The organism is Paenibacillus sp. CB74 (assembly GCF_055687625.1).
In genome coordinates, this window is record NZ_CM146009.1 from 2,273,061 (window position 1) to 2,299,033 (window position 25,973).

Genomic DNA, 25,973 nt, shown 5'->3' on the forward strand with positions numbered 1-25,973 from the left:
TCAAAGATTATGTTTGACGTAATAGGTTTCCAAGACTTGCATGATGGACTCGATTTTAATCGGTTTGCTGACGTACGCATCCATGCCTGCCTTCAAGCATTTATCCTTGTCTCCTCTTAACGCATTGGCAGTTACCGCAATAATATACGGACAACTCTCGGAGTGCAAAGAATTTTTAATCACTTTTGTCGCTTCGAATCCATTAAGCCTTGGCATATGCACATCCATGAAGATAATATCATATGAATTGTGTTTTACCGCTTCGACTACCTCAATACCGTCCGCCACACGATCCACAAAATGTCCTTTTTTCTCCACAATTCTGCTAAGGACAAGCTGATTCACCTCATTGTCTTCTGCGACTAATATTCGCAAGGCTGAGGTTCTGCTCTTCTTCTGCTGTTGATCCAAGCTGTTGCTTTCTTCACCATTATTTAATTTGAATTGGGCAGTAAATATAAATATTGTACCTGGTTGATCCGAATCCTCAATCCAAATCTCGCCCTGCATAAGCTCCACCAGTTTCTTGCTAATGGCTAGGCCAAGACCGGTACCTTGAGGTTTGCGGGTCATAAAATTCTCCAGTTGGTAGAAGGGTTCAAATAATTGTTGTCTCCTCTCAGCCGGAATCCCAATGCCCGAATCCTTTACCTGAAAATAAAGTTTCACGCTATTGCTAGACTGCTCCTTAACCCCAACTTTAATATCCACGCCGCCTTCTGAAGTGAATTTGACCGCGTTGCCAATGATATTGGTAAGCACCTGTTTCAGTCGATACGCATCACCATATACCGGAGTTGGTATGACATCTTCTACGCACATACGAACATCCAGTTTTTTTTCAATAGCCAGTGGTTTTACGATTTGTACCGTCTCGGTCACGATTTCTACGAGATCAAAAGGATCTTCTACCAGATCGGTTTTGCCTGACTCGATTTTGGAAAAATCAAGAATATCATTAATGATAGCTAGCAAGGAATCTCCACTCTTCTGAATGATTTCAATATATTCCTTTTGTTCCGCGCTAAGTCCAGGAGTATCCAATAGCAAATCCGTCATCCCAATTACACCATTCATAGGTGTGCGGATCTCGTGGCTCATCATCGCCAAAAATTCACTTTTGGCCTTATTCATTCTCTCCGCTGTCTCTTTGGCAACAAGCAGTTTCTTCTGCTCCATGATATCCTTCGCAATCAGGTAAAACCCGACATTGGATTTATTTACAATGATTGGAGCAAGTGTAGCCAAGACTTCGGTCTCAGAGCCATCGGTGTGCCTTACAGCGTTGATTTCCTTTTCAGCCATCTCATAATTACTGCCCAAGATCAGGCCCAAGTTGTCGGCTCCGATAAATCTGCTTATGCTTGTGCCGATCATCTCAGCCACGGGACAGCCCGTCATGTTCACCGCTACGGGATTGGCATTCATAATATTACCATCCATGTTAAACGAGATAATGGCGTCATGATTATATTTTTTAAGCGAAGTGTAGCGCTCCACAGATTCCTGTAATTTAAATTCGATGCGTTTGCGTTCAGTTATATCCTGTAGTGTCCCGTTTAGCTGGACTGGCTGATGATCCTCATCGAACGTAATCAATCCACGCAAGTGAAGATACTTCTCACTTCCATTCGTACTAATGTGCTTGTACTCGAAATCTAGCGCTTTCCCTTGTTTTACCCATTCCATTTGTTCGTATAAGGAGGCTTTATCCGCAGGATTAATCACATTAGCTATATCGCTTGCACGATATGATTTTCGTGTACGTTCGAATTCAAGAATCTCAAAAATCTGATCTGAAAGAGCGATCTGGTCATTGACCATATCCCATTCCCAACTGCCAATTAAGGCGATGCGTTCAGCCTCTGCACTGATGTCTTTATGTTTTTTCCGTTCGGATACATCTCGTCCAATTGAAAAAATCTGCATTCCATGCTCAGCATCTCCAAAGACCTTGTATGTGGTTTCAAACCACAGATAATGCCCATCTTTATGACGGACCCTAGTATTCAACAGATTACCCTTGGTCAAGTCCATCTGTGAAATCCGTTCCAGATCTTGTGGGTGAAAATATGCATCATTATTTTGACCAATTACTTGTTCTGGCGAATAACCCAGTAAACCTTGAACGGAGGGTGAGCAGAATCTACAAACACCCTGCTGATCGGCAATATAGATGATCTCCTGAGCATGATCTGTTATAAGTTTGAACATCTCTTCACTATGCAGAAGCTTTTGTTCAGACATTTTGCGGTCAGTAATATCAACAATATGGCAGATAAAGTAAATCGGTTCATCCGTAATTTCGTTACGAACTAATGTAACATGCAATGACGTCCATAAGATGTCACCATTTTTATGGATGTAACGCTTTTCGTATTGATTTTCTTTTATTTTACCCTCAAATAGGTCGTAACTACAGATCATATCGTGTGGTGAATCATCCGGATGTGTAATATCCTGATACGTAAGATTCATTAGTTCATCACTTGTGTAACCTAGCATACAGCAAAAAGCAGGGTTCACTTTCATCCATTGCCCTGTCGGAGCAACGAGTGCAATCCCAATAGGCGCTTGGTTGTAAATCTGCTCGAACAATTCATGATGATCGACCTTTTGAACCTGCATTGTAAGCTCTCCTTTTGGCATATAAACTCCATCTAAAGATTGTCGAAATCTAAGATTTTTCCTGATAAAAGATTTTCTATAATAATTAGTCGGTTTTAAAACAACAGTACCTGCTTAATACCCAGAATTTCAATCCTTGAAACAAAACTTTCCAAGAAATTTGTGTCTATGAAGGCAAACAAGGCCCGGAATCCATCCTATGGAATCCCGACCTTTGTCGTTATCTATCATTATAAGTCATATGCAGTAAGGCATCACGAGAAAAATGGTTTATCGCTCACGAGCCACAAGATAATCCAAAAGATGTCTCAAAAATGGAATAGATTTCGGCAACTCGTTTAATGCATCTGTAGCAAGACAGTAATGTTCCCACATCTCTTTCTTCGCGCCTTCATCACCCAGGATGGACACAAAGGTTGAATTGTTGTTCCGCTCATCCTGACCTGCAGGTTTCCCAAGAATGAGATGATTTCCCTCGTAATCCAGCAAGTCATCCTTGATCTGGAAGGCGATCCCCGCATGATAAGCGAACTTTTTCAGCGTTGCCATCTCCGGTTCCTTCACTTGAGCAAGTATGGCTGGCATGATCAGAGCAGCTTCGAAGGCAATGCCTGTTTTGTAAAAACAGATCATATTCAACTGCTCAAGCGTTAACACTTTGCCTTTGGAGTTCAGATCCATCGCTTGCCCCATACACATATCCTCAGCTTTTTCAGCCGAATATTGAATAAGAGTGAGTACGGTTGCTGCATCAAAGCGATTCAATGAGGATTGTTCTCCTATCGCCTTCTGAATGAGAAACAGACCCGTAAGCTCTGCTGTGGCGCTATTGTGTACCTGATGCAGTGTGGAACGTCCACGCCTTGTCGAAGCATTATCCTGCGTAGGCAGATCATCAAAGATCAGGGAAGCAGTATGCATGTACTCCAGCGATCGTAGCAGCGGAACAATAGATGATTCAGGTAGACCATACTCGCGCACACCCATAACCCAAGTTAATATGGGGCGTAACCTCTTTCCGTCTCCCTGCAAGCTATAATTGGCGGCATCGATCAGCGTTTCTTTCATCTCATGAAGTCCACCGGGCTTCGCAATCTGCAACTCCACATTAATCTGTTCGCGAACTGTTCGAATGGTCTGCTTGAACTCCTCTTTCTCCTGCTTGTCATGTTTCAACTGAAGCACAACCTGATCCCGTAACAATTTATCGAGAAAATCAACGTCATCTGCTTTTCTCACCATCTGTTGAACCAGTTGATTGAATTCAGGCTGCCCCGAGGCAAAGATCGTCATTACTTCATCATATTTCTGCTGCCCCAACCGTTCTTTACAACGCTTCAGACCATTTATAGCCCGATCCAGGATGACCTCCCGGGTCTTGGCGTCCGAGTTGTATACATCGTGGATCAGGTGAGAGATGACTGCCCAATACAATTCATATGGATTAATCAGATCAGGGCGCAAATCACGATACTTCAAATAGTACGTATAAGGAGTTACAGCCCCTTCTTCCATATCGTCAAACATATCGGCAAAATCATCTGCCAGCTGATTATATATCCCGTAATAGAACGTCCGCAGATCAAATCCTTCATCCACTGGTGCACTGAGTACAGACCGGACAATTAATCGGGAAGACGAAGATTTAATAATAATTGGAATGTACAATTCTTCATTGGTATAATTCGCATTGGCTAATTTCTTGTTGCGATCCATCTCTTGAGACTGAAAGAAAACATAGGATTGCTCTAGGAACGTGCGTTGTTTCTCTGGATGCTGGTAATTCTTGATGTACTCAAATGCTTCCCGAAGCTCGGAATGCACATATTCAATCACTTCAAGGTTAGCACCAATCCATTCTCCCAGATCAGGTACAACCCCGGTAAGAAGTGCATCGCGTATCATCAGGGAATATTGTTCCTTTTCCTGAGCAGTCAAGGCTTGAGAATCCAGCAGGTCATCCACAAATGGATACGTCAAACCGTAGGAATAACCGAGTCTGATCGCCGCATCGAATCTTCGGGCTCGTTCCTCAGGTGGGGTCTGCTCGTTCATCTCATCGTCCACATGAAGAACCACGCCGAGAATAATTTTGATAAGCTTCCGCTGCGCCTGCTCTGCATCCAGCTCCTTCGGGATGTTGGATGCTACGTTCTTTAATTTGTTCATCACCCAGATGACAGCTGTTTCAATGTGCTCCTTCTGCCCCCACCGGTACAGCGCAGCCAGACTGATGTAATCGTGCTGTCCTTTGCGCCCAGCGGCAGAGCCCATAAAATATTTTTTGGTATTCTCGACAACGTGCTGAATTCGGGCCTGAGTATCTGGAGAATCAAGGGCTTGCCCCAGATCTCGCATATAGATATATGAAATACTCCGATCCAGGTAATCATCCAACTTTCCAGTCGTATTCAGCCAATGGATATATCTATGCACATCCCGGGGATCGGGTTTTCGTTTACTTGGTGACAAAAGAGAAAGCCAGGCAAAACAATGAATATGTTTTTTTTGCCACACATGAATATCTTGGGTAAGTATAGTTGTATACGTATTATCCATAAGTTGCTGCCTAAGAGCAGTAAAATACTGAGATGCTTTCTGTTCAGCTAGCCGATATCCTGCATCAGCCTGTTCTGTAAGTACGTTATTCATAGGGTGGATACCTCAACTTCTATTAATGTTAAACATGTATCCATGAAAGGAGATGAGGTGCTCCATGGACGAAAACTGAACTCATTTGATGGTGTATCCAACGTGTCAGCTCATGTTCATAACCTTTATACGGTGATCCAACCGTTTGGTTACGAAATCGTCACTGTTCATTCTACGTACGTGATTTTAAAGAATGGAAGACCAGACTTTGACCGCTGTAATGGCGATAAGTACAATTAATGCATACCGAAGTATCCTCACATTGATCATCGAACTAACCTTAGAACCAATGGACGCCCCCAGCATGCTACCAATCACTGTATAGATAATGGGTTCCAGCGGAATGTCTCCACCCGTCAATTTCCCTATCACACCACCAATGGCCGAGATAAATACAATTGCCAGTGAAGATGCAATCGTCGTTCGCACGGGGATGTTAAGGATTGTCAGCATGATGGGAATAAGGATAAAAGCACCACCCGCACCCACAATTCCTGATACAATGCCTACTGCAAACGCAGTGCCTGCTGCTATCCATCGGTCGAACACCAAAGGAGCCGAGGTATCAAGCTTTCCTTTTCCAGGAATCAGCATGAGCACAATCGCCAGAATTGCCAAAATACCATAGATCAGATTAATAACCCTTCCATCCAAATGACCTGAGACGAACCCGCCAATCAGACTGCCAGCAAGAATGCTGGAGCCCATGTAGAGCACCAATCCGCGGTGAACAAATGCCCCACCACTTCTCCCCGCTTTTACTTTTCTCCGGAATGCAACAACACCGGCCAGTGAAGCGAAAAATACTTGAAACATACTAATCGACGATACCTCATGGGCTGAGAATGGCTCCAGTCCCATCCAGGATGGAACATATAACAGTAGCGGATAATTGATAATGGCCCCACCAATACCCAACAAACCGGAGAAAAATGAACCGACCAGACCGAGAATAAACATGATGATAAAAAGCTGAAGATCCATCGGTTATGCGCTTCCTTTCGTGCCAATATAAATTTCATTTCGATCCCCATCTAAAGTGCTATACAAGGCGAATATTATCCGTTATAATAAAAACCAAGTAAATTAATCCGAAATGAGTGATTAAGCATGTTTAACGTGTTGAAGACTCTTTTTGAAAATAAATGTCCACAGTGTAACGAAAAATTACAAGTTCATAATGATGCTTTGTGTTCAACCAAAAGCTGTTCTCAATGTCATTACAAAGAAGAGAGCTATGGCTCTCTTGGAGTTCGAATTGTATATGACACCACAAAATGATAAAAAGCTATAGCCTTGTTAATTGTATCATGATCTCTGAATTTTCGGGATAATTCGACAAACTTATTTCCACCTCCTATGCCACGATTCCTTTATAATGAAATACAAAAACGGTGCAAAACGAATAAATCGTTTTGCACCGTTTTTTCTGTTTATTTGAGGAGACTTCCCTTCCTTCTAGAAGGGTTACTTATTTGGTTTTGAAGCTGAGGAAACCATCATCTACTGCTACGGTTGTACCATTCATTGCACTTGCTGCATCACTGAAGAGGAATGTAACCACACTGGCTACTTTCTCTGGCTGAATAAGTTCTCCACGCATATGTTGAGTAGCAAGTGCATCTTTCATGGCTTGGTCATCGCCAAGAATCGGTGTTTCGATAAAACCAGGCGCTACACCAACGACACGAATTCCATGCTCCGCAAGTTCCAATGCACCAGACTTGGACATCATTACAACAGCCGCCTTGGCTGCATTGTAGTTGAAGCTGCCTACTGCAGCAACACTTCCATAGATCGAAGCCGTATTAACAATGGTACCTTGTACATTTAATTCAACCATTTTTTTCGCGCCATAATACATCCCATAATATACACTGTGTTGATCTACATCAATGACTCTGTGATAGGATTCCGGGTCCATCTCCAGAAATGGCTTCACAAGTCCAATGCCTGCGTTATTGAAAATACCGCTTAACGTCCCGTATTGCTCAACTGTCCAGTCGATCAGGGCTTTAATCTCGTCCCCTTTGGATACATCCACTTTATATGCGCCCGCTGTTCCGCCTGCTGCTTCAATCTCTGCCGCAAGCTTCTTCGCTCCGTCTTCATTATAGTCAGCGATAACAATAGTCGCACCTTGATCCGAAAGTTGAAGGGCTGTTTCTTTACCAATACCACTAGCTCCACCAGTAATAATGATTACTTTTCCATTGTGTTCGGTCATGACTCAGTTCTCCTTTGTGGAAAAATATATCAAACCCTTGCTCATATTCATCTCGTGATTACTTGCTATAGTCTAGCTCCTGTGACATTAAATATGCATGAGTTTTCGGAAAATAAAAAAAGCGAACATATCAGTCATTCAATCCCTCCGATATCCCGCTCGTATAAAATATGAAAATTTCAGACTAGTTGTCTCTACATATTGAAAATGAATTCAACTTATTCCCCCTGAAGTCCACTAAGCGGATCTTTCAGGTTATTGATGTTGGTGATCAGTTCAGGAATGCCCGTCTTCTCCCAATTTTCCACCGTAAACCCTTGCTCTGTAATCGTATTCTCGAAATGGTCCACAACTTCCGTTAATTGCGTATTGTAGCTGACCAGATTCTCATGAATGCTCTCACCGATTGCAGGAGCAGTCAGCTGAGAAAATTCGCTTGCTTCTGCTTGAATCAGATCGATTTTCTCCTGAATCTGAGTGGTTATCTCCGGATTGTTCACTGCACCTGATGCGAGCTCTTGCAGATCTGCGCCAGCGTTCGATACCTGTTCTATATAATCAGTAGCCCCACTAACATAATTTAAACTTTCATTGGCTTGCTCCACGACAGAACAGGCCGAAATCAAAAGAATACTTGATGCGATAAGGCCTGTCATCATTAATGTGTGCCTTCGTTTTCTTATGAACATGATCATCTCCCTTTCTCCTATTCTAAATCCTTGTTCCAAGTCCATGATACCTGTTTAGACTGTTTTATTGCAAATGGATCTGCAGCCAGCGTTATTAACATGTATAATAGTAAAATCACACGGTAAAGGGATGTCATGATAATGCTTCAAGCCTTGAACCAACGCTTGAACCGCATCATGCCACTGATTACCCCAATCAGCATTATTATTGGCGTGTTATGCGGGAGTTTCCTTTCTTCTTATACCTTTTTATCTCCTTGGCTCTTTGCGTTCATGACGTTCGCTGGAAGTATCAGTCTTGGGATACGGGATTTTGTCAATGTACTGAAGAAGCCGTTCCCCTTGTTTGTATGTCTGTTTATTTTGCATTTGGCGATGCCTCTAATTGCTCTCGGTATGGGTCATCTGGTGTTCCCTACAGATGCGTACACCATAACGGGTCTGGTTCTGGCAGCCGTTATACCAACTGGAATAAGCAGCTTCATCTGGGTCAGCATCTATCGGGGCAATATCGCACTTACGCTTTCCATCATCCTGATTGATACGATGCTTGCTCCTTTCGTAGTTCCCGGCGTATTATCTCTGTTGATTGGCACCAGTGTCACCCTGGATACAGCTGCCATGATGAGCAGTCTGTTCTGGATGATTGTAGTGCCATCCCTGCTCGGTATGCTTTTGAATGAGTGGACCAAAGGCGCCATTGTCCCGGTCTGGGGACCGAGATTGAATCCATTATCCAAATTGTTTATGGCATCCGTCGTTGCAATAAATGGATCTGTTGTTGCCCCCTACTTGGCCAATTTCAACTGGAAATTGGCTGGTCTTGCGGTCATCATTATTTTCCTGGCATCTTTCGGGTATGCACTAAGTTATTTTATTGCTCGATTGTTGGGATGGAATGAGGCCGACCAGGTAGCTCTCGTGTTTAATGGAGGCATGCGTAATATCAGCGCAGGTGCAGTACTCGCTGTTTCGTATTTTCCGCCACCTGTTGCTGTCCCGGTCGTGCTCGGGATGGTATTCCAACAGATGCTTGCTTCCCTGACAGGTTATCTGCTCGCTCGTCGCTCTCAGCTTCTGCATAAGTCGGATAAGACATCTGCCGCCTAACAACATACTGGAATGTAAAAAACGCCGACATGATTGTCGGCGTTTTGCATTGGATTGCTTTTATTACTAATATCGCTACGATACTACTCCGCTTCGTAAATCTAGTCATTCGTTTCTGTCTTTACAAATCCACTTTCATCTTACCTAGCATCTGGGCAACTTCAGGGTCGTCAATCTTCATAAATAGACTTTCCTTGGTATCCAGCGTGGAAATGGTTGCGATCTCTTCCGGACTCAGTACAAAATTGAAAATATCAAAGTTCTCGATAAGCCGCTCTTTGCGTACCGATTTTGGAATAATCACGATGTCTTGTTGCACAAGCCAGCGGAGTACAACCTGGGCGATGGATTTGTTATGTCTCCCGGCAATGGAAGCCAGCACTTCGTTACTAAATAAATTGTTGCGACCTTCCGCAAACGGTGACCATGACTGGTGTTGTATGCCCTGTTCTTTCATAAAAGCAGCACTATCGACCTGCTGTTGAAACGGATGTGTTTCGATCTGATTGATGGCAGGCACAATTTCGTTATGAACAATAAGGTCCATCAGACGGTCTGGCAGGAAGTTGCTGACGCCTATTGCCTTGATCTTGCCCTCGCGGTACAGTTCTTCCATCGCACGCCAAGACCCGTAGTAGTCACCAAAAGGCATATGAATGAGGTACATATCCAGATAATCGAGCTGCAGCTTACTGAGCGATTTGGCAAACGCCAGCTTGGTACTTTCATATCCGGCATCCTGAATCCATAGCTTGGTCGTGATAAACAGTTCTTCCCGCGGTATGCCACTGCGCTTGATCGCGCGTCCAACTGCTTCTTCGTTCAGGTATCCGGCGGCCGTATCAATTAAGCGGTAACCTGCCTTCAATGCTTCATATACCGTGTTCTCGCATTCATCGGCATCAGGAACCTGGTAGACACCAAAGCCGATGATCGGCATTTTCACTCCATTATTTAAAGTTACAGTTTGCATATTAACGCCTCCTAAGGTTCTATTGTGAATCGCAAGTCTTCACGTATTGCTGAAATTCAGCAAAAAAAGCAGTTGTTCCACTTCCGTCCGACTTGCGTTACAATAACCCTAGCTCCTTCGTGTTAGACGAAGTCAAGCGGTCTCCATTATATTTTTTACGAGGAGGATTACATATGTATACGGTTCAGGATGCTGCCCATCTTACAGGACTCACAGAGCACGCGGTACGCTTTTACACGGATAAAGGTTTGGTTCCAAGCATTCAACGCAATAAAAATAACATTCGGGTGTTTGATGAGGAATCCATCAACTGGCTGCATGGTGTCAAATGCCTCAAACAGACTGGCTTACCGATTGAGAACATTAAAACATACGTCGATCTCTGTCTTGAAGGGGATTCAACCGTTGCACAGCGATTCGCACTTATGATGGAATACAAGGAAGCAGCGCTGATTCAGCTTGAAGAAGCCAAGAGCCGGGTTGCTCATTTGGAAGAGAAAGCACGTCAATATCAAGCCATTTTGGAGCAACGCATCCCGGATATAACCAATCCTATTAATTGGGAAACCAAACGCGACGAAGAAGGTAGCTGTCCGGCTTCTCGGCTAAAGAGTCGTATTCTTCCTGAATCCGAAGCTTCGAGTCCGTGCCCGGCAGCTGCGCAGTAAATAACGCTGACAATCCTGTTGGCGTTTTTCACTTTACATATTTCATACCACTCCATGACTCCACTCCGTTTTCCGGATATAGCCCACAAAAAAAACCATCAACAAGTGATGGTTTTCATCTAATCATTCTTTGCAGAAATCTGTTGCTGTTCATGATTCTTTGATGCTTATTTCGGTTGAATGTATCCTTCGGCTTTGAGCAATTCAGCGATCAGAACCGCACCACCTGCCGCTCCGCGGAGCGTGTTGTGGGACAATCCAACGAATTTGTAATCATAGAGTGAATCTTCGCGCAGTCGGCCTGTCGATACACCCATTCCGCGTTCGATGTCACGATCCAGTTTTGTCTGTGGTCTGTTCTCTTCTTCAAAATACGTAATGAATTGTTTTGGTGCACTTGGCAGAGCCAGTTCCTGCGGACGACCTTTGAACTGCAACCAACGCTCCAGAATTTCGTCTTTGCTTGGTTTTTTCTCGAAGTTTACAAACACGGTAGCCAGATGCCCATCCGTTACCGGCACACGAATACATTGTGTTGTAATTAATGGAGCAGAAGCTTTGACGATCTGATTGTTCTCGATGCTACCCCAGATCCGGAGTGGTTCCTGTTCACTCTTCTCTTCTTCGCCACCGATGTATGGAATGACATTATCGAGCATATCCGGCCAGTCCGTAAAGTTTTTACCTGCTCCTGAGATGGCTTGATATGTGGAAGCAACGACCTGAGTCGGGTTGAACTCACGCAAGGCGTGCAATGCTGGCACATAACTCTGAATGGAGCAGTTTGGTTTTACGGCAATGAATCCGGTTTTCGTACCCAGACGTTTGCGTTGAGCTTCAATCACGTCCAGATGTCCCGGGTTAATCTCAGGAATTACCATAGGTACATCTGCTGTCCAGCGGTGAGCGGAGTTGTTGGATACGACAGGTGTTCCTGTCTTGGCATAAGCCTCTTCGAGCGCTTGGATCTCATTCTTTTTCATATCAACCGCGCAGAAAATAAAATCAACCTGGCTGGCAAAAGCTTCGACCTGCGAAGCATCTTGAACCACGATTTTCTTCACTGCTTCCGGAATAGGAACTGCGAGTTTCCATCTGCCCTGTACGGATTCTTCATATGTTTTACCTGCCGAATTGGCGCTTGCAGAAATAGCTGTTACTTCAAACCATGGATGTTGATCGAGCAGGTCTACAAAACGCTGACCTACCATTCCCGTTCCACCGACGATACCAACTTTCAATTTTGCTGACATTCAATCATCATTTCCTTTCGGTGTGAGTTTCCTCTTATTAAACACTATTCAGGCAATTCCAAAGCGTGTAGTCACAGCCCCGAAAAAACCAAAAAATCCCATCCCCAAGACAATAGTCTCAGGGACGAGATTGAACTCTCGTGGTACCACCCAGATTCGCTGATATGTCACCATATCCGCCTCTTCAAGTAAAGGTTACACAACCATGTTGCTGTTGTATACCTTCCTACTCTAGCTCTGTAACAGGAGCGCCTGTCACACCATCCCTTAATGCTAAGTTCCGATGTGCTGCTCTGAGTCTTTATTCAATAAAAAGTTCTTTACTCCTTTTCAGCTGCCGGAGCTCTCTTTGAAAGAATTGTTTTTATCTACTCGTCTCTTCGTCGCATTTGATATTGCGATTATAATATCAAAATTACCGTGATGAAGTAAACATATTTTTTTGGCTATTAAAATTTATTCGTGATTTCCTTACTGTTTGTTGGCAATAATGGCATACGTCCCCAGTGGACTCCCAGGGCCCAACGCATGATGTGTTCTAAGTAATTTCAGTTCGGAAAGAAGAAGTGTTTTTACTTTGTCCGGGATCGGAAGCCGTTTTAGTTCCTCAGGCGCTTCTGCCAGTGTCATTTCAGTTTCCCAGCGACCATCCTGCAGCTCGGAAGAATGGATCGAAATCTCTTCCTTCATCATCCAGCCTGACGCAGTGACAAGCTCCTGAATATCCTCCGGTGTAAAAAGCGTACGCACATTGGAGAAGCTGTTCTCCTTGTAACATTCAACCTGGGACTGAATGAGAACGGATAACCAATGCGAGAGCTGGCTCACATCTGTTACTCGTGCATCCCATTCGGCAAAACATAACTGATGTCCCCACGTCCTAACCTTGCTAAGAATCCGGGCGAGTTCGTCAAACGATTTCAAGTACCAGGAACAATGGGATAGTACAATCACATCGAACTCATTCTCGGCAAATTGAACCTCATCACTTAGAATATCGAACTCATAATCCATTCGAATTCGGTCACCCAGCGGAGATCTCAGCAGCTTGGCTGCCGCTTCACCTACGGTCAACGGTGAACCATAATCCTCTGGTGCAATATCTAGACCATGAACGTACCCATGCTCCCCCACCAGGTGTGCAAGCACGGCTGTTGTATCTCCCTGACCACACCCGATTTCCAGCACACGGTTACCTTTCTGTATTCCCCAAAAGTGTCCCAGTTTCATCCGATGCTCGGTCTGAATGTACTGAATGGCGGCGTTGTCCTCGACGTCCATATACTTAATAAGGTCCCTGATGATAGTCTCATTCATGATTCCTCACTCCTCCAAGAGCAACTTGAACTTCTTGCTCATTGTAGCGTTACTGGAAACATTGTACAATGCTGGATTCGATGAAAGAACCATGTACGAAGGAAAGGCTCTCTTGTTGCAGCAGATGTGGGCCTCTGCTTCATATCAATGCCTATACCCACTGGGTTGCAAGCTTTTGAAGATAGGGTGTCAGCATGGGCTGTAATTCCTTGCGCATCAATCCGATCTCCAAGATCGCCTGAATATATCCGAATTGATCGCCAATATCGTAGCGACGTCCTTTCAGTTCAAGAGCTAACAACTCCTCCACCTGACTTATTTCTTTCAAGGCATCCGTTAACTGATATTCCCCTCCGGCCCCTCTCTCGATCTGATCCAGAATGGGAAAGATGGAAGGTTTCAGAATGTATCTTCCCATTACAGCTGTTCGGGATGGTGCTTCTGCAAGGGAAGGTTTTTCGACCAGATTGGTGACTCGGTGAACCCGGTCCTCTGCACCAGCCGAATCAATAATGCCATATTTGCTCACATTTGCCGCGTCTACCTGACGGACACCGATGATCTGGCTGCCTGTCTTTTCATAGAGATGAACCATCTGGGCCAGTGCAGGCGGATCAGACACCATAATGTCATCGCCGAGCAGTACTGCGAAGGCATCATCTCCTACAAACTGCCGTGCACATCCAATGGCATGCCCCAGACCCAGCGGTTCTTTTTGACGAATAAAATGAATATTGGCCATCTCGCTGATCGCTTGCACCTCTTCCAGTAAAGACTGTTTGCCCTTGGCATATAAAGAATGTTCAAGTTCAACCGATTTATCAAAATGGTCTTCTATGGATTTTTTGTTACGTCCAGTCACAATGAGGATATTCTCAATGCCTGACTGCACTGCTTCTTCAACAATGTATTGGATAGCCGGTTTATCCACGATGGGCAACATCTCTTTAGGCTGTGCCTTCGTTGCTGGCAGGAAACGGGTTCCGAGACCCGCTGCCGGAATAACGGCTTTTTTAATTTGCATTTCATCATACACTCCTTTCATTTGCTTCGTATAACTAATATTTCATATTGCGCGCAGCTAAGCTGCTATACGAAACACCCAATATCTACTAGCCATATAGTTCAGGACCATTCCCATTAATGTCGCCAAGATCTTGCTCATCACGAGACTCCATCCCAACTCATCGTGCAATGTCATCATAATGAGGGCTGATAATGCAAGAACGATGAGATTGGTGATTAGAAAACGAATAAGCTTCGCTCTATCGTTACCCCCTCGCGTCGCATCTCGAAAAGTCCACCTGCCGTTCAGCCAATAGCTGTTCGCAACACCGCAGCTGTACGAGACTCCTTGAGCAATCAGAATCGGCATACCGACCAGTGCGAGTATAGCAAACACCGCCGCATCCACTGCGGTATTCGCAACACCCACAATACCAAACTTGAAGATTGTTACCAGACGCTTAGTCATGATGAGCGACTCGGGCTGTCAATCGGGATTGCACTTGCTGACTCTCGGCCTGAACCACGTCTCTTACAATGTATAGTGGACGTGCCTTGGTCTCATCATAGATTCGGCCAACATACTCGCCCAGAATGCCCAGCATAATCAGGATGAATCCGTTAAACATCAACATGATACTCACAATGGAGGGCCATCCTTTAATCGTAGAATCCGTAAAGATGGCTGAACTAATAACCGTTAACATGTAGATGAATCCACCTACCGACAGGATCGCACCTACATATCCTGCCAGCTTGAGCGGTTTATGCGAAAATGACGTAATGCCATCCAGGCTCAGCTTCAGCATGCGTTTCAGCGGATATTTCGTTTCACCTGCCAGACGTTCATCCCGTTCATATTCAATAGCCGTCTGACGAAATCCAACCCAACTGACCAACCCGCGCACAAATCGGTTTTTCTCCGGAAGACGTTTCATTTCATCACATACTTTGCGGTCAATGAGGCGGAAGTCTCCGGTGTCTACCGGGATATCCGTATCCGTGGAGGCACGAAGTAGACGATAGAACAGACTTGCCGACCATCTCTTGAAACGAGTTTCCCCGCTTCGTCTGGTGCGACGGGCATATACGACTTCATAACCCTCTTCCCATTTGGCGATCATATCCAGTATCAGTTCGGGAGGGTCCTGCAGATCCGCATCAATAATAACCACGGCATCCCCCGCTGCATAATCCATACCTGCTGTTATCGCAATCTGATGTCCGAAGTTACGAGCAAAATCAATCAGCTTCACACTCTCGTCCCAACGAGCGTAATCACGGATCATCTGTGCGCTTCGATCCACGCTGCCATCATTGACAAACAGCAGTTCATAGCTCTCTCCTGTGCTGCCCATGACCTTCTTCAGACGCCGATAAGTCTCCTCAATCACCGCTTCCTCGTTATACATGGGAATAATAATGCTGTATCGGTACGCGTGAGCCATGTTCGTCCCCTCCCTTTTCCAATGGACTTCGTTCGAGATTTTCATTACAGTTTATAATTTCACTTCGTACAAGGTCGTCTGTCCGCCGAATCCAAAGCCAGCTCTGTTTCCGGTGTCTCCGTTATCCATAGATCCACTGTCGATGCCTGTCTTCCATTCTGACGTTGGAATCTCGGTTCCATGTTCTTTGATCCAATCGGTAATTTCCGAGTTTCCTCCACGGCCACCCATGCCACCAACCATGAAATATTTCACTTGCCCGCTCTTGACGAGTTCCTCAAGTTCCTCTGTGGTGTACACCGGGTCTGATCCGGAGAAACCGCCAAGCGTAATCACTGCTGCTTTCTCATCGATGATATAAGGCGCTGCCTGATTATAGTCCGTAGTGGCGAAGAGATACGTTTCGCCCGTATTGTGCTCTTTCAGATAATTCAATGTGGCTGTATCCACTTCTTCGTTACGGTTACCCATTCCACCTCGGCCACCCGTTGCAGGCATTTCTGTATCTCCTGCACCGTTACCCATCGGCATGCCCATTCCGGCTCGACCAAACATGCTATTGGAACCCGTAGGTCCTGCTGCCGGAATCATGCTGTTGCCACCATAAGTAATTGGGGTGAATGCCCAATAGATTGGACCAATCAGCATCACCATGAATCCCGCGATAATGAAGCCCTGTTTCCATCGATGTGTGCGATGAAGCATAACGATCAGAATGACCGTAACCAGAATGCCTGCGATGAATTCACTAATCGACCATCCTGCACCAATCGTATCGTTATACAACTGCATGATATACCAGCCGAACAGCGTCGTAAGCAGTATGGACACCGGAAGCAACCACGCCTGCCATCCGGTGCGATCACGATATAACTTCCACATCGCTACAAATCCTGCGCCAGTCAGCGCTGCAATTGGAGGTGCAAGCATAATCAGATAATATTGATGGAAGAACCCTGCCACACTGAAAAAGGCAGCAACCGGTAGCAGCCAGGCCAACCAGAACAAGGCCTCCTTGTGCTTGTTGGTTATACTTCTCCGTCTTAACCCTGCAAATATGGCAATGCACCCAAGCAGCACAACTGGCAATAGCCAACTTGCCTGACCTGACAATTCAGTCTGGAAGAGACGCAAAGGACCCTTCTCCCCCGTTCCAAACATTCCTCCCATGCCTCCGCCACCATTACCGCCAAAATTTCTTCCGTTTGGCATTTCCATATCATTTGGCATCTGTCCGTTCGGGAAATTGCCATTCAGCCCATTCATGCCGCCCATGGTGTTCCTTCCGTTTGAAGCATTTGAATTATCGGTATCCGGTGCATTGCCAGCTTGCCCAGAGCCTGGGGAACCACTATCCGTCTGATTAGGAGATGAGGTCGAATCCCCTCGATTGCCACGATTATTTCCCTGTCCGATCCCATTTGGCATACCAGCGTTACCTGAAGTATTCTGCTGACCCGTTAGACGAGCCAGGCCGTTGTATCCAAATGCCAGTTCCATGACCGAGTTCGTTTCACTGCTGCCGATATAAGGACGCTCGTCTTCGGGTATGGAATCCACAGTGACGGCCCAGGATAAGGAAACGACCGCCAGAACCGCTGTACTGCCGATCATCAGGATGATCTTCCTTCTCCATTTCGCCTGAAATGCGAGCAAATAGAACAAATAAAAAGCCGGGAGAATCATGTAGGCTTGAAGCATTTTCATATTAAAGGCTAAGCCGATTAATCCAAAGGCAACCAGTATGCGCCAAGCACTGTTTTGTTTGCTGCCTTTGAACAAAAACCATGAACCCAGCAAGAGTGTAAACACCAGCATGCTGTCAATATTGTTGGTCCGGCTGACTGCCGCCACGACAGGCACAGTCGCCATTGCAAGCGCCGAGATCCGTGCTGCTGCAAGACCGTATGTAGGTTTCACCATGAAATAGATCAGGAGCACCGAACCGATTCCCGCTAATACCTGTGGCAAAATAACACTCCATCCGTGCAATCCGAAGACATAGGCAAAAGCCGTCTGAATCCAGAAGACCACAGGTGGTTTATCTACAGTGACGGAGCCTGCCGAGTCTAGTGAAGCATAGAAAAAGTTATGGAAGTTGCTGAGCATACTACCAACGGCAGTCGTATAGTAGGAATTGGCATATTGATCGTTCCAGATACCGTACCCATTCAAAAACGCCGCCAGTAATACAATTGGCAGAAGGACAAAATCCATCCTTCTTTTGGTGTTATTCAATGTTAATCACTCCTTCAAAGTTCTTCATGTCTACTATTCTGACATGTCAAAATAAAACTGGGATGAGTGTCCGCTGAATGTTGTCTGAGGATAATTCATCATCCTTTCAGCTAAATTTCAGTTTGGCAAGCGATAATACAACATATAGTCCCTCTCACTTGAGGGAGAATTAAGATGGAAGCAAGCAAGGAGGAACCCCGCATTATGAAGCTTAGCAGCGGAATTAAAATACTATTGGCTGATGATGAACCACATATTTTGCAATTTCTGGAGCTTGGATTAAGCAATGAAGGCTTCGATGTGCGTACGGCACCGGATGGAGCGGCTGCGCTTGAGTTGGCACTTGAATTCAGGCCACATATGGCTATTCTGGATGTCATGATGCCAGAGATGGATGGATTCGAAGTGGTCGAGCGTCTTCGTAAGACCGGAGCTCAGATTGGTGTTATTATGCTGACAGCGAAGGACGAAGTCGAGAATCGGGTTAAGGGCCTTTGGCTGGGGGCTGATGATTATATGATCAAACCCTTTGCCTTCGACGAGCTGCTCGCTCGAATTCAGGCCAGACTGCGCAATCAATTTCCTTTATTAATAGGAGCCGTCACCCACGGCCCATTCCGAATTGATGATCAGCGCAAAGAGATCACCTATCAGAATCAGGTCCTGGAGTTATCTCCAACCGAATACGAACTGTTAAAATTTATTGTGCTTAATCATGGGATCGTACTTAGCAAAGCAACCATTTTGAGCCGGGTATGGGGGTATGATTTTGGCGGAGAAGAAAATATTGTGGAGGTATATGTTCGCTCCTTGCGTGACAAACTCGGGGACAAAGAGCATAAACTCATACGCACGCTTCGGGGTGTCGGGTACAGGGTGGACCTCTGATGAACTCACTGCCTAAGAAAAATAAACTTCGTTTAAGACGTCTTCACCAATGGATCTGGCCCCGTTCACTGCGTTCTCAATTGCTCTCACGTTCTCTGTTCGTGCTTGCTGGGTTGCTATTGTTAATCGGTATCCTGCAATTCTGGATCATGGAAAGCTTTCTGTATCGAAATCAGGCAAAAACCATGCAAGAACAGCTCATGTCCATGCCCCCGGTGTGGCTTGGAATCCAGTCACGTAGTGGCTCTTCCAACAATCCTTTTGGAGGACAGGCAGGTAACGGATCTGGCAATCGGGTGCTATTTATTCCGGACCGGTCACTGGCGTTGTTTGATAATCAAGGTACGTTCGAGGATGTTTTTGGGGAAGACGGTCTGAAAGCTCCTCATCTATCAAGCGTTGAATATCAAGACATTACAGCGGAGTTGAAAGAACAAAAACATATTCCCTACCGGATCGTAACGGATAGTCAAGGGAATGAGCAATTGATTGTATTCGCCTCACCAGGTCCACGCAATCGGGGCTTACCCATGGTCCAGATGGGCACAGCTACAAAACCACTGAAAGACTTGATTATTAAACAGCTTCTGATCTTTCTGATGTTATCACTGTTGGCCATGGTAGCTGGTCTTATTCTATACACTAAGGTATTACGCCGGACATTGATTCCCCTGTCCAACATGGTTAATAAAGTTCAGCAGATCGATGCAGGCAGCCTTGCAGAACGCCTTCCCGTCGTTCAGGGACAAGAGGAAGTGGATCAGCTCGCCGTTTCATTTAATGGGATGCTTGAAAGGTTGGAGAACTCGTTTGAAGCGGAGCGGGAATCGAAAGAGCAGATGCAGCGTTTCTTGTCCGATGCTTCCCATGAGCTTCGTACCCCGCTTACCTCCATTCACGGCTTCATTGAAGTTCTACAGCGGGGAGCAGCGACCAATCAGGATCAATTGTATAAAGCACTGGACAGCATGCACGGCGAATCGGTACGAATTAACAAGCTCGTTGAAGATTTACTGCTCCTGACCAAGTTGGACCAGGCTCCGAAGCAGGAGCGTGAGGTCATTCAGTTGGACAGTCTGTTGCTCGAAATGCAACCCCAACTTGCGATGATGGCTCAGCTGAGGTCCATTCATCTGGACTTGACGGCTGCGGTCCATATACTGGCTGACCCTTATAAGCTGAAGCAGGTTGTGCTGAATCTGTTCCATAATGCGGTGCAGCACACCGATCCAGAGCATGGAGCCATCTCCATTACGTTGTATGCCACGCACCATAAGGCTGAATTGTCAGTAAAGGATAACGGCACAGGCATTGAACCTGCACATCTGCCCCATATCTTTGAGCGATTTTACCGCACAAGCAGTTCTCGTTCGCGTAAACAAGGTGGTGCAGGTCTCGGTCTAGCCATTACCCGCTCAATTGTGGAGTCGTATGGTGGGAAAATTACAGTACGAAGTCAGATAGGCGTGGGGACTGAATTTATGATTTTGATGCCGCTGTATAAGACTGATGTCTGAATTGAGGTAGACTCCGGCTTTTCATTGCCATGAAGAATCCCCCATCATTTCAATTAAGAAACGAATGGGGGATTCTTTTTTGTATCTGTTTGATAGAGTGAAGAGTAGTAGTCCAATTGGTTTGAGGCTTCCGGGCTTACAAGCTTAGGAATCTGAAGCCCCTTATTCAAGGATTTACGGCCTATAAATGCTTCTCATAAAATACCATTGTCATTTTGTCGTTAATTGCTTTTGTTGCACCTGTTTTTTTATAGCCTATCTTTTCATACAAATAACAGTTTCCCTTCTCTTGCAAGATGGTACCTAGTTTCCATGATTTTGCATCATCATATATCTGCTCAACTATTGTAAAGACTTTTTGAGCAATTCCTTTTCCTTGATGTTCTGGCAGTATAAAAATTGGGCTAACACTGTAGACTTGATTTTCTTTTTTCACGACTCTTATTCCACCAACAGCAATTTCAAGATGACGAATTATGAAATAATCTGTAAAAGATTGATTGATTTGAGTAATAACTCTTTCTACGGTTTCATTAGCAGGGCTTGTTTCAAAATCCTGATATTTTTCCAACAAAGGCATAAATGATTTAACTTTCATCTCATGAATAGTCACTGCATCTGTTAAACATGCTTTATCTAATGAAACCCCCATTAAATATATACCTCCGATTGATACACTTGTTAGAAATATGATTTTTCAGTACATGCTCTCTTAAACTGGTACAAGAAAGATGTTCGTCTACGTTTATGTTTGTTTCATATACAACTAATAAATTAGAACTAACAAACACATTTTTCTTATTCGACGTTATATTCTCATATTCCTTGCTATCCAAGAGACAAAATCAGTCAGAATGAACTCAAGACTTTTTAGCCCCTCATACCCATCATCTTATGGATTACCAAGGGTATACGCCATTCTCATCAAGGAACTCCCCATTATGGCGTTTACCATCTGTCGCATAACGCACGATAATCGCAGCGCCGGCTTCTTTTGATTTACCGCCTTCGGCATTGCCGTTAAGATCTGTTGAAGTGAATCCGGGCGTGACTGCAAAGACTTGAGCCTTGCTGTTTTTGACTTCATAGGCCATGGAAAGAGTCATGGCACTGTTGGCCGTTTTGGATGAGTTATAGTCGAAGGCATTTAAAGTGAATTCCGCATTTTGCATATGGTCCAGAGATGCCATGTCGGTCGAAACATTAATGATTGTGCCTTCATTATCTTTAATTAACGGGAACAAACGCTGATTCAAACGGAACGTGCCGAAAAAGTTCACTTCGAAGGCGTTCCGCAGGTCTTCCTCTTTCGTATCCGTGAAGGAATGAGAGAATGCACCAGGCATACCTGCATTATTGATCAGAAGGTTTATTGAGGGATACTTCTTATAAATCGTATCAGCTGCCAGTTCGATACTCTTCATGTCGATCATGTCGATCTGCACAAATTCTACATCCAATCCCCTGGAAGTTAACTCCGAAACAGCTGCTTCCCCCCGTTCGACACTCCTTGCGCCAAGGATAACTTTCCAACCAGCTTCACCCAACTGTTTTACAATTTCATATCCAATTCCTTTATTTGCTCCGGTTACAAAAACAGTCTTTTTCATGTGAATCCTTCTTTCCGTCATTAGATTTTTATTTAACAATGTATAAGTTACTATGCTACACTTAGTGCAGGTCAAATTTTTTTTTATAAAAAGGTGGATTCACATGTTAACGATTGGAGAAGTAGCCAAAAAAGTTGATATCTCGATTGGAGCGATCCGCTTTTATGAAAGAAAGGGACTGCTGAAACCTGCTGCACGAAATGAGCAGAATAACCGCCTTTATTTGGAGGATGATCTGAACTGGCTGGTTTTTATCAAATGCCTTCGTGAAACGGGGATGAGTGTGGAAGACATCAAAAAGTATTATGATCAGGTCAATGAAGGAACCTCCACGTTGAAAGAAAGAACCAGGCTAATTGAGGATCAAAAGCAAAAGTTGCTGAATGATATCGAGGAGAAAAAAGCGCAGCTTGTTCATTTGGATCACAAACTGGAACGCTATTATCGCGGAGAAAATTTTTAAAATAAGCCTTGTCCTATAAATAAATGAAAGAAAAAGATCAGGCAGCCAGCAATAACTGTCTAGCCTGATCCAAAATGTTAATGTTATAACAATTCTACATGGGACTATGTTCTATCAAAAATGACCTTCATGCTTACACAGTTGATAATGGTGATAAGGTTCATTCTCGATCTCGATCTCGATCAAATTTAACCGTTCAAAATTACATTTCTGTATCACCTTATTGGATGCTTGATTGGTAATCAAAGCGATGGCATTTAATATTTCAACGTTTGTATGTTCAAACAAATACTGTGTCATCCCTTTTACTGCCTGCGTTGTATAGCCACGATTCCTGAAGTGTTTCGAAATACCGTACATAATTTCCCGATTGGGTGCTGGCAGTTCGTCCTTGGTCCCTGAGCAGCACCACCCTATGAACTCGTCATTTTCTTTAAGTACGATAGCCATACGTAAATATAACTCTCCGATATTTCCTCCTGCCAATGCTGCTTGTTTAAAACGCTGATTCTCAGGAATTTCATATTCGGTGAGCCACAGGGTTCTCTCTTCCATTGTAGCGTTCCATCCCGGTAACAATTCATACACCTCAGGTTGCCACGTAATTTCTTGCAGTTTCTCTAAGTCCTCAAGTCGATACTCGCGCAAATAAATATCCTTGCAATCAATGATTAATTCATCACTTGAAATGGTTTGTTTCATAAAGTTCCCTCCACATACTGATTTACGTTACTTCATTATAGAAATAGAGTCGTGAACCATTGCCTTAAAGGCAATGCCTTGATATGTATAGCGTCAGGATCTTGGGTTTTTTCCAGTTGGGGAAAACACTCTGGATATTGAGCCAAATATTCGCTAACACACCATCGAACCGACCAGTTAATATCTGTTGACCAATTTATCCATTTATGTATTTCCTCCTTTGGAGCATTTTGCAATAATCCATGCATATACCATCCACGCACTCCCCCTTCTGTTTCATTCATTAAATACATCCAATACAACTTTCGCTCTCGTTTGTTCATCGGTTGGCCGAGGGTCGATACTGCAATTTTACGAACAATAGCGGATGAATCCCTAGTGAAGCTCCACAACTCTTCACGTGATAATCCTCCCCTCTCCACTAAAACTGTTAAAGAGAGCGCTCTTTCGATATCATCCATTGAATGAATTTTGTTATAGAGATTTTGATTTTTTATACTTACTATGGGTAAAGTTTTTGTTATGTACCTTGGCTTATCTGCCCTGTCCATATAACGAATTGTATTCTCAACGTTAATTCGAGGAGCCAGGTTATCATCACCCTCCAGTGGTTCTCCATGCTCGACTAATAAGTGTCTTAGCATCTCAGAACTTAAACTCGGAAATCGGGAGAATAGATGAGCCGCAACACCAGCAACAAGGGCAGCCGCTCCAGATGTGCCCCCATAAAAAGATACACGCCGAGTAGATTCTTCAATTTCACAAAAGGGGATCGTAAGGTCTAGTCTGGGCGCTAATATATCTGGTCTATAGTGACCATCTCCATTTCTGCCATAAGGTTCATCAGGGAAAGGAGCGTGTAATGAACGATCAGCATTTCCACGATCCACGTAGCCCCCTACTGCTAAATACTGTATTGGAGGCATGATGTTATTTAAACGTGTATTCCCATTCGAACAAATAACCAAAATGCCCTGTTGCACAGCTGTCGCCAATGCTTTAACCGTTGAGTTTTCACTCGTATTTTTAAGATAAACTTCATTATCTAATGCCTGCCAACCAGTGCTTAAAATAATTTTTATATTCCATTCGAGCCCATGTTCAAGAATCCATTCCATTCCTTTTTTCAGACGTTCTCCTTCTCCAGTTGTAAATGCCCCATGATCTAAAACGATAAATGTTGCTGCTGGTGCAATCCCGACATGAATCTGTCCCTCTAATAGAATAGGTTCATGAGCCAAAGCTAATACACTCATAAGGCCATGCTCGCCTTTCCGATTATCCTCCTCCCTGTTCATAGATGAAATGTCTCGCATAGTGACAGTCATATTTTCATGTACGGTAACACATTTAATTCGTGTATTTAAGTGATGTACGAGATGATGTGGTTTAATTGAATCGATAATTACAATCCCCACACCCAGACCAGAAGTATGAAAATCAGGCTGTTCAGCAAAACCTAACCTTTTCCATGTCGGATCAGGTATCGCTTTATCCACACGATCACCTCAGATTTTGATATCATTAGAATATACTCTCACCTTTAGCTTAATGTACATTACCATTTATCCAATGATCATTGGCAGACTTTAAGCACCTAGTGATCTTATATATGCTGGAATCAAACAATCAAACAAGCCCCTCTTTTTCCACAAACTCGTCTTTGGTTAATCCAAAGAGAATTAGATCCTGGTATTTTCCATCCGTATAGATCACCTGGCGACGCACACCTTCCTGAATACATCCAAGTTTTCTCATCATGGCTGCAGAAGGTTCATTTCCTTCGAGTACAGAGTCATTGAATTTGTTGAGCCTACGCTCGAAGAAGGCATACTTCAGCAAAATTCGAACAGCTCTGGTTCCGTATCCTTTTCCTCGATGATCCCTGTCAATTTGAATGCCAATGCTAAAGGTACCGTTTCTCTCATCAATGCTGTTCAGGTTTACACCTCCGACATTCTCACCATCCATATTTACAATGGTAAACATGATCCGTCCTTTGGTTAAAGAAAAATCAGAGAAGTTTTCCGTGAAATTCTTAGCCTCACCATGAGTTGGAGGTAATTCTACTGCACACTCCAATAACCGCCCATTCCGAATCCTCCGCCTATTCAACCAAATTTTTACTCCGAGCTACAAATATAATAACCCATAATGTGGAATTGGAGGAGATTTGTTTTTATTGAGCACAAACGAAAATAGCCCCCGAACAAGATAAAACCTGTCGGAGGCTGCGCTCTATTTTATATCCATATCACATTACGATTCTTCCGTGTATTGAGGTTTGGACACATTATCCGGAACCGTTTCGTCAAAAACATCCTGACCCGGATAATCCCGTACTTCTCCCTCGTGAAGCTCATGATTCTCATAATCAAAACGATGTGCAGACCTCTGATCCACCCGCCACGGAGAACTTTTCCCGAGAGACTCGGATAACAGAGATGAACCGTAAGGACCCTCCGGGAATTCTTCCAGTGTGATATCGTTTCGCTGCGACTCCACCGTAGACACATCGGTATATTCTTGTCGTTCTTCACGCAAAAACTTATCTTTCATCGTTTATCCCTCCTGATCCACTTCCA

At 44.3% G+C, this 25,973-nt stretch carries 23 protein-coding genes and 1 other annotated feature; of the genes, 5 read left to right on the forward strand and 18 right to left on the reverse strand.

Going from position 1 to position 25,973, the window contains the following annotated elements:
* The 5 genes from ACX9NY_RS10070 to ACX9NY_RS10090 form a co-directional block, all read right to left on the reverse strand.
* Positions 1-2,628: a PAS domain S-box protein gene (locus tag ACX9NY_RS10070; protein ID WP_472478449.1), complete on the reverse strand. Its 2,628-nt coding sequence runs from the start codon at positions 2,626-2,628 to the stop codon at positions 1-3.
* Between the two features lie 270 nt (positions 2,629-2,898).
* Positions 2,899-5,280 carry a polyprenyl synthetase family protein gene (locus ACX9NY_RS10075; protein WP_472478451.1) on the reverse strand — a complete coding sequence of 794 codons (2,382 nt, stop codon included), beginning with the start codon at positions 5,278-5,280 and terminating at the stop codon, positions 2,899-2,901.
* 186 nt (positions 5,281-5,466) lie between these two features.
* A complete protein-coding gene (locus ACX9NY_RS10080) occupies positions 5,467-6,264 on the reverse strand; it encodes a sulfite exporter TauE/SafE family protein (protein ID WP_339260886.1) in 798 nt (265 codons plus the stop codon).
* Between the two features lie 487 nt (positions 6,265-6,751).
* Positions 6,752-7,507 carry an SDR family NAD(P)-dependent oxidoreductase gene (locus ACX9NY_RS10085; protein WP_339242297.1) on the reverse strand — a complete coding sequence of 252 codons (756 nt, stop codon included), beginning with the start codon at positions 7,505-7,507 and terminating at the stop codon, positions 6,752-6,754.
* 218 nt (positions 7,508-7,725) lie between these two features.
* Positions 7,726-8,202 carry a DUF6376 family protein gene (locus ACX9NY_RS10090; protein ID WP_472478453.1) on the reverse strand — a complete coding sequence of 159 codons (477 nt, stop codon included), beginning with the start codon at positions 8,200-8,202 and terminating at the stop codon, positions 7,726-7,728.
* 135 nt (positions 8,203-8,337) lie between these two features.
* Between ACX9NY_RS10090 and ACX9NY_RS10095 the strand changes: the two genes are divergently transcribed.
* Positions 8,338-9,306 carry a bile acid:sodium symporter family protein gene (locus tag ACX9NY_RS10095; RefSeq protein WP_472478455.1) on the forward strand — a complete coding sequence of 323 codons (969 nt, stop codon included), beginning with the start codon at positions 8,338-8,340 and terminating at the stop codon, positions 9,304-9,306.
* Between the two features lie 121 nt (positions 9,307-9,427).
* On the opposite strand, the gene ACX9NY_RS10100 is transcribed toward ACX9NY_RS10095, so the two are convergent.
* On the reverse strand, positions 9,428-10,279 hold the full coding sequence (locus ACX9NY_RS10100; protein ID WP_339242291.1) for an aldo/keto reductase: 852 nt from the start codon (positions 10,277-10,279) through the stop codon (positions 9,428-9,430).
* 173 nt (positions 10,280-10,452) lie between these two features.
* On the opposite strand from ACX9NY_RS10100, the gene ACX9NY_RS10105 reads away from it, so the two are divergent.
* Positions 10,453-10,947, forward strand: coding sequence for a MerR family transcriptional regulator (locus tag ACX9NY_RS10105; RefSeq protein WP_472478457.1), 495 nt, complete (start codon positions 10,453-10,455; stop codon positions 10,945-10,947).
* Positions 10,948-11,114: 167 nt separating this feature from the next.
* Here the strand turns inward: ACX9NY_RS10105 and asd are convergent, their stop codons facing one another.
* From asd to ACX9NY_RS10135, 6 genes are all read right to left on the reverse strand, one after another.
* Entirely contained in the window at positions 11,115-12,200 is a 1,086-nt protein-coding gene (gene asd, locus ACX9NY_RS10110; protein WP_074094892.1) for an aspartate-semialdehyde dehydrogenase, read from the reverse strand.
* A gap of 117 nt (positions 12,201-12,317) precedes the next feature.
* Positions 12,318-12,593, reverse strand: a binding site (T-box leader).
* A gap of 78 nt (positions 12,594-12,671) precedes the next feature.
* Positions 12,672-13,517 (reverse strand): class I SAM-dependent methyltransferase, encoded by an 846-nt coding sequence (locus ACX9NY_RS10115; protein WP_472478459.1) that lies wholly within the window; start codon positions 13,515-13,517, stop codon positions 12,672-12,674.
* A 151-nt stretch (positions 13,518-13,668) separates the two neighbouring features.
* On the reverse strand, positions 13,669-14,541 hold the full coding sequence (gene galU / locus ACX9NY_RS10120) for a UTP--glucose-1-phosphate uridylyltransferase GalU (protein WP_472478461.1): 873 nt from the start codon (positions 14,539-14,541) through the stop codon (positions 13,669-13,671).
* Positions 14,542-14,598: 57 nt separating this feature from the next.
* Positions 14,599-14,991 (reverse strand): GtrA family protein, encoded by a 393-nt coding sequence (locus tag ACX9NY_RS10125; protein ID WP_472478463.1) that lies wholly within the window; start codon positions 14,989-14,991, stop codon positions 14,599-14,601.
* Entirely contained in the window at positions 14,984-15,970 is a 987-nt protein-coding gene (locus ACX9NY_RS10130; protein WP_472478465.1) for a glycosyltransferase family 2 protein, read from the reverse strand. The genes ACX9NY_RS10125 and ACX9NY_RS10130 overlap by 8 nt, the downstream gene beginning before the upstream one ends.
* 51 nt (positions 15,971-16,021) lie before the next feature.
* The gene (locus tag ACX9NY_RS10135; protein WP_472478467.1) at positions 16,022-18,208 is read right to left on the reverse strand and encodes an ArnT family glycosyltransferase; all 2,187 of its coding nucleotides are present in this window, start codon (positions 18,206-18,208) and stop codon (positions 16,022-16,024) included.
* A 204-nt stretch (positions 18,209-18,412) separates the two neighbouring features.
* Between ACX9NY_RS10135 and ACX9NY_RS10140 the strand changes: the two genes are divergently transcribed.
* The gene (locus ACX9NY_RS10140; RefSeq protein ID WP_342573360.1) at positions 18,413-19,096 is read left to right on the forward strand and encodes a response regulator transcription factor; all 684 of its coding nucleotides are present in this window, start codon (positions 18,413-18,415) and stop codon (positions 19,094-19,096) included.
* Positions 19,096-20,613 carry a sensor histidine kinase gene (locus ACX9NY_RS10145; protein ID WP_472478469.1) on the forward strand — a complete coding sequence of 506 codons (1,518 nt, stop codon included), beginning with the start codon at positions 19,096-19,098 and terminating at the stop codon, positions 20,611-20,613. The genes ACX9NY_RS10140 and ACX9NY_RS10145 overlap by 1 nt, the downstream gene beginning before the upstream one ends.
* Before the next feature lie 181 nt (positions 20,614-20,794).
* On the opposite strand, the gene ACX9NY_RS10150 is transcribed toward ACX9NY_RS10145, so the two are convergent.
* Both ACX9NY_RS10150 and ACX9NY_RS10155 read right to left on the reverse strand, forming a co-directional pair.
* Entirely contained in the window at positions 20,795-21,265 is a 471-nt protein-coding gene (locus tag ACX9NY_RS10150) for a GNAT family N-acetyltransferase (RefSeq protein ID WP_339242277.1), read from the reverse strand.
* Between the two features lie 247 nt (positions 21,266-21,512).
* The gene (locus ACX9NY_RS10155; RefSeq protein ID WP_342572854.1) at positions 21,513-22,223 is read right to left on the reverse strand and encodes an SDR family NAD(P)-dependent oxidoreductase; all 711 of its coding nucleotides are present in this window, start codon (positions 22,221-22,223) and stop codon (positions 21,513-21,515) included.
* Positions 22,224-22,326: 103 nt separating this feature from the next.
* On the opposite strand from ACX9NY_RS10155, the gene ACX9NY_RS10160 reads away from it, so the two are divergent.
* Complete coding sequence (locus ACX9NY_RS10160; protein ID WP_339242273.1) at positions 22,327-22,686, forward strand: MerR family transcriptional regulator; 360 nt, start codon at positions 22,327-22,329, stop codon at positions 22,684-22,686.
* 114 nt (positions 22,687-22,800) lie between these two features.
* Here ACX9NY_RS10160 and ACX9NY_RS10165 read toward each other — a convergent pair whose 3' ends face one another.
* The 4 genes from ACX9NY_RS10165 to ACX9NY_RS10180 all read right to left on the reverse strand — a co-directional run bounded on the left by ACX9NY_RS10165 (position 22,801) and on the right by ACX9NY_RS10180 (position 25,947).
* Positions 22,801-23,388, reverse strand: a complete 588-nt coding sequence (locus ACX9NY_RS10165; protein ID WP_472478471.1) for a GNAT family N-acetyltransferase — start codon at positions 23,386-23,388, stop codon at positions 22,801-22,803.
* Between the two features lie 35 nt (positions 23,389-23,423).
* Positions 23,424-24,887, reverse strand: coding sequence for a S8 family serine peptidase (locus ACX9NY_RS10170; RefSeq protein ID WP_472478473.1), 1,464 nt, complete (start codon positions 24,885-24,887; stop codon positions 23,424-23,426).
* A gap of 130 nt (positions 24,888-25,017) precedes the next feature.
* Complete coding sequence (locus tag ACX9NY_RS10175; RefSeq protein ID WP_472478475.1) at positions 25,018-25,503, reverse strand: GNAT family N-acetyltransferase; 486 nt, start codon at positions 25,501-25,503, stop codon at positions 25,018-25,020.
* A gap of 144 nt (positions 25,504-25,647) precedes the next feature.
* Positions 25,648-25,947 carry a hypothetical protein gene (locus ACX9NY_RS10180; RefSeq protein ID WP_017688728.1) on the reverse strand — a complete coding sequence of 100 codons (300 nt, stop codon included), beginning with the start codon at positions 25,945-25,947 and terminating at the stop codon, positions 25,648-25,650.
* Between the last annotated feature and the right edge of the window lie 26 nt (positions 25,948-25,973).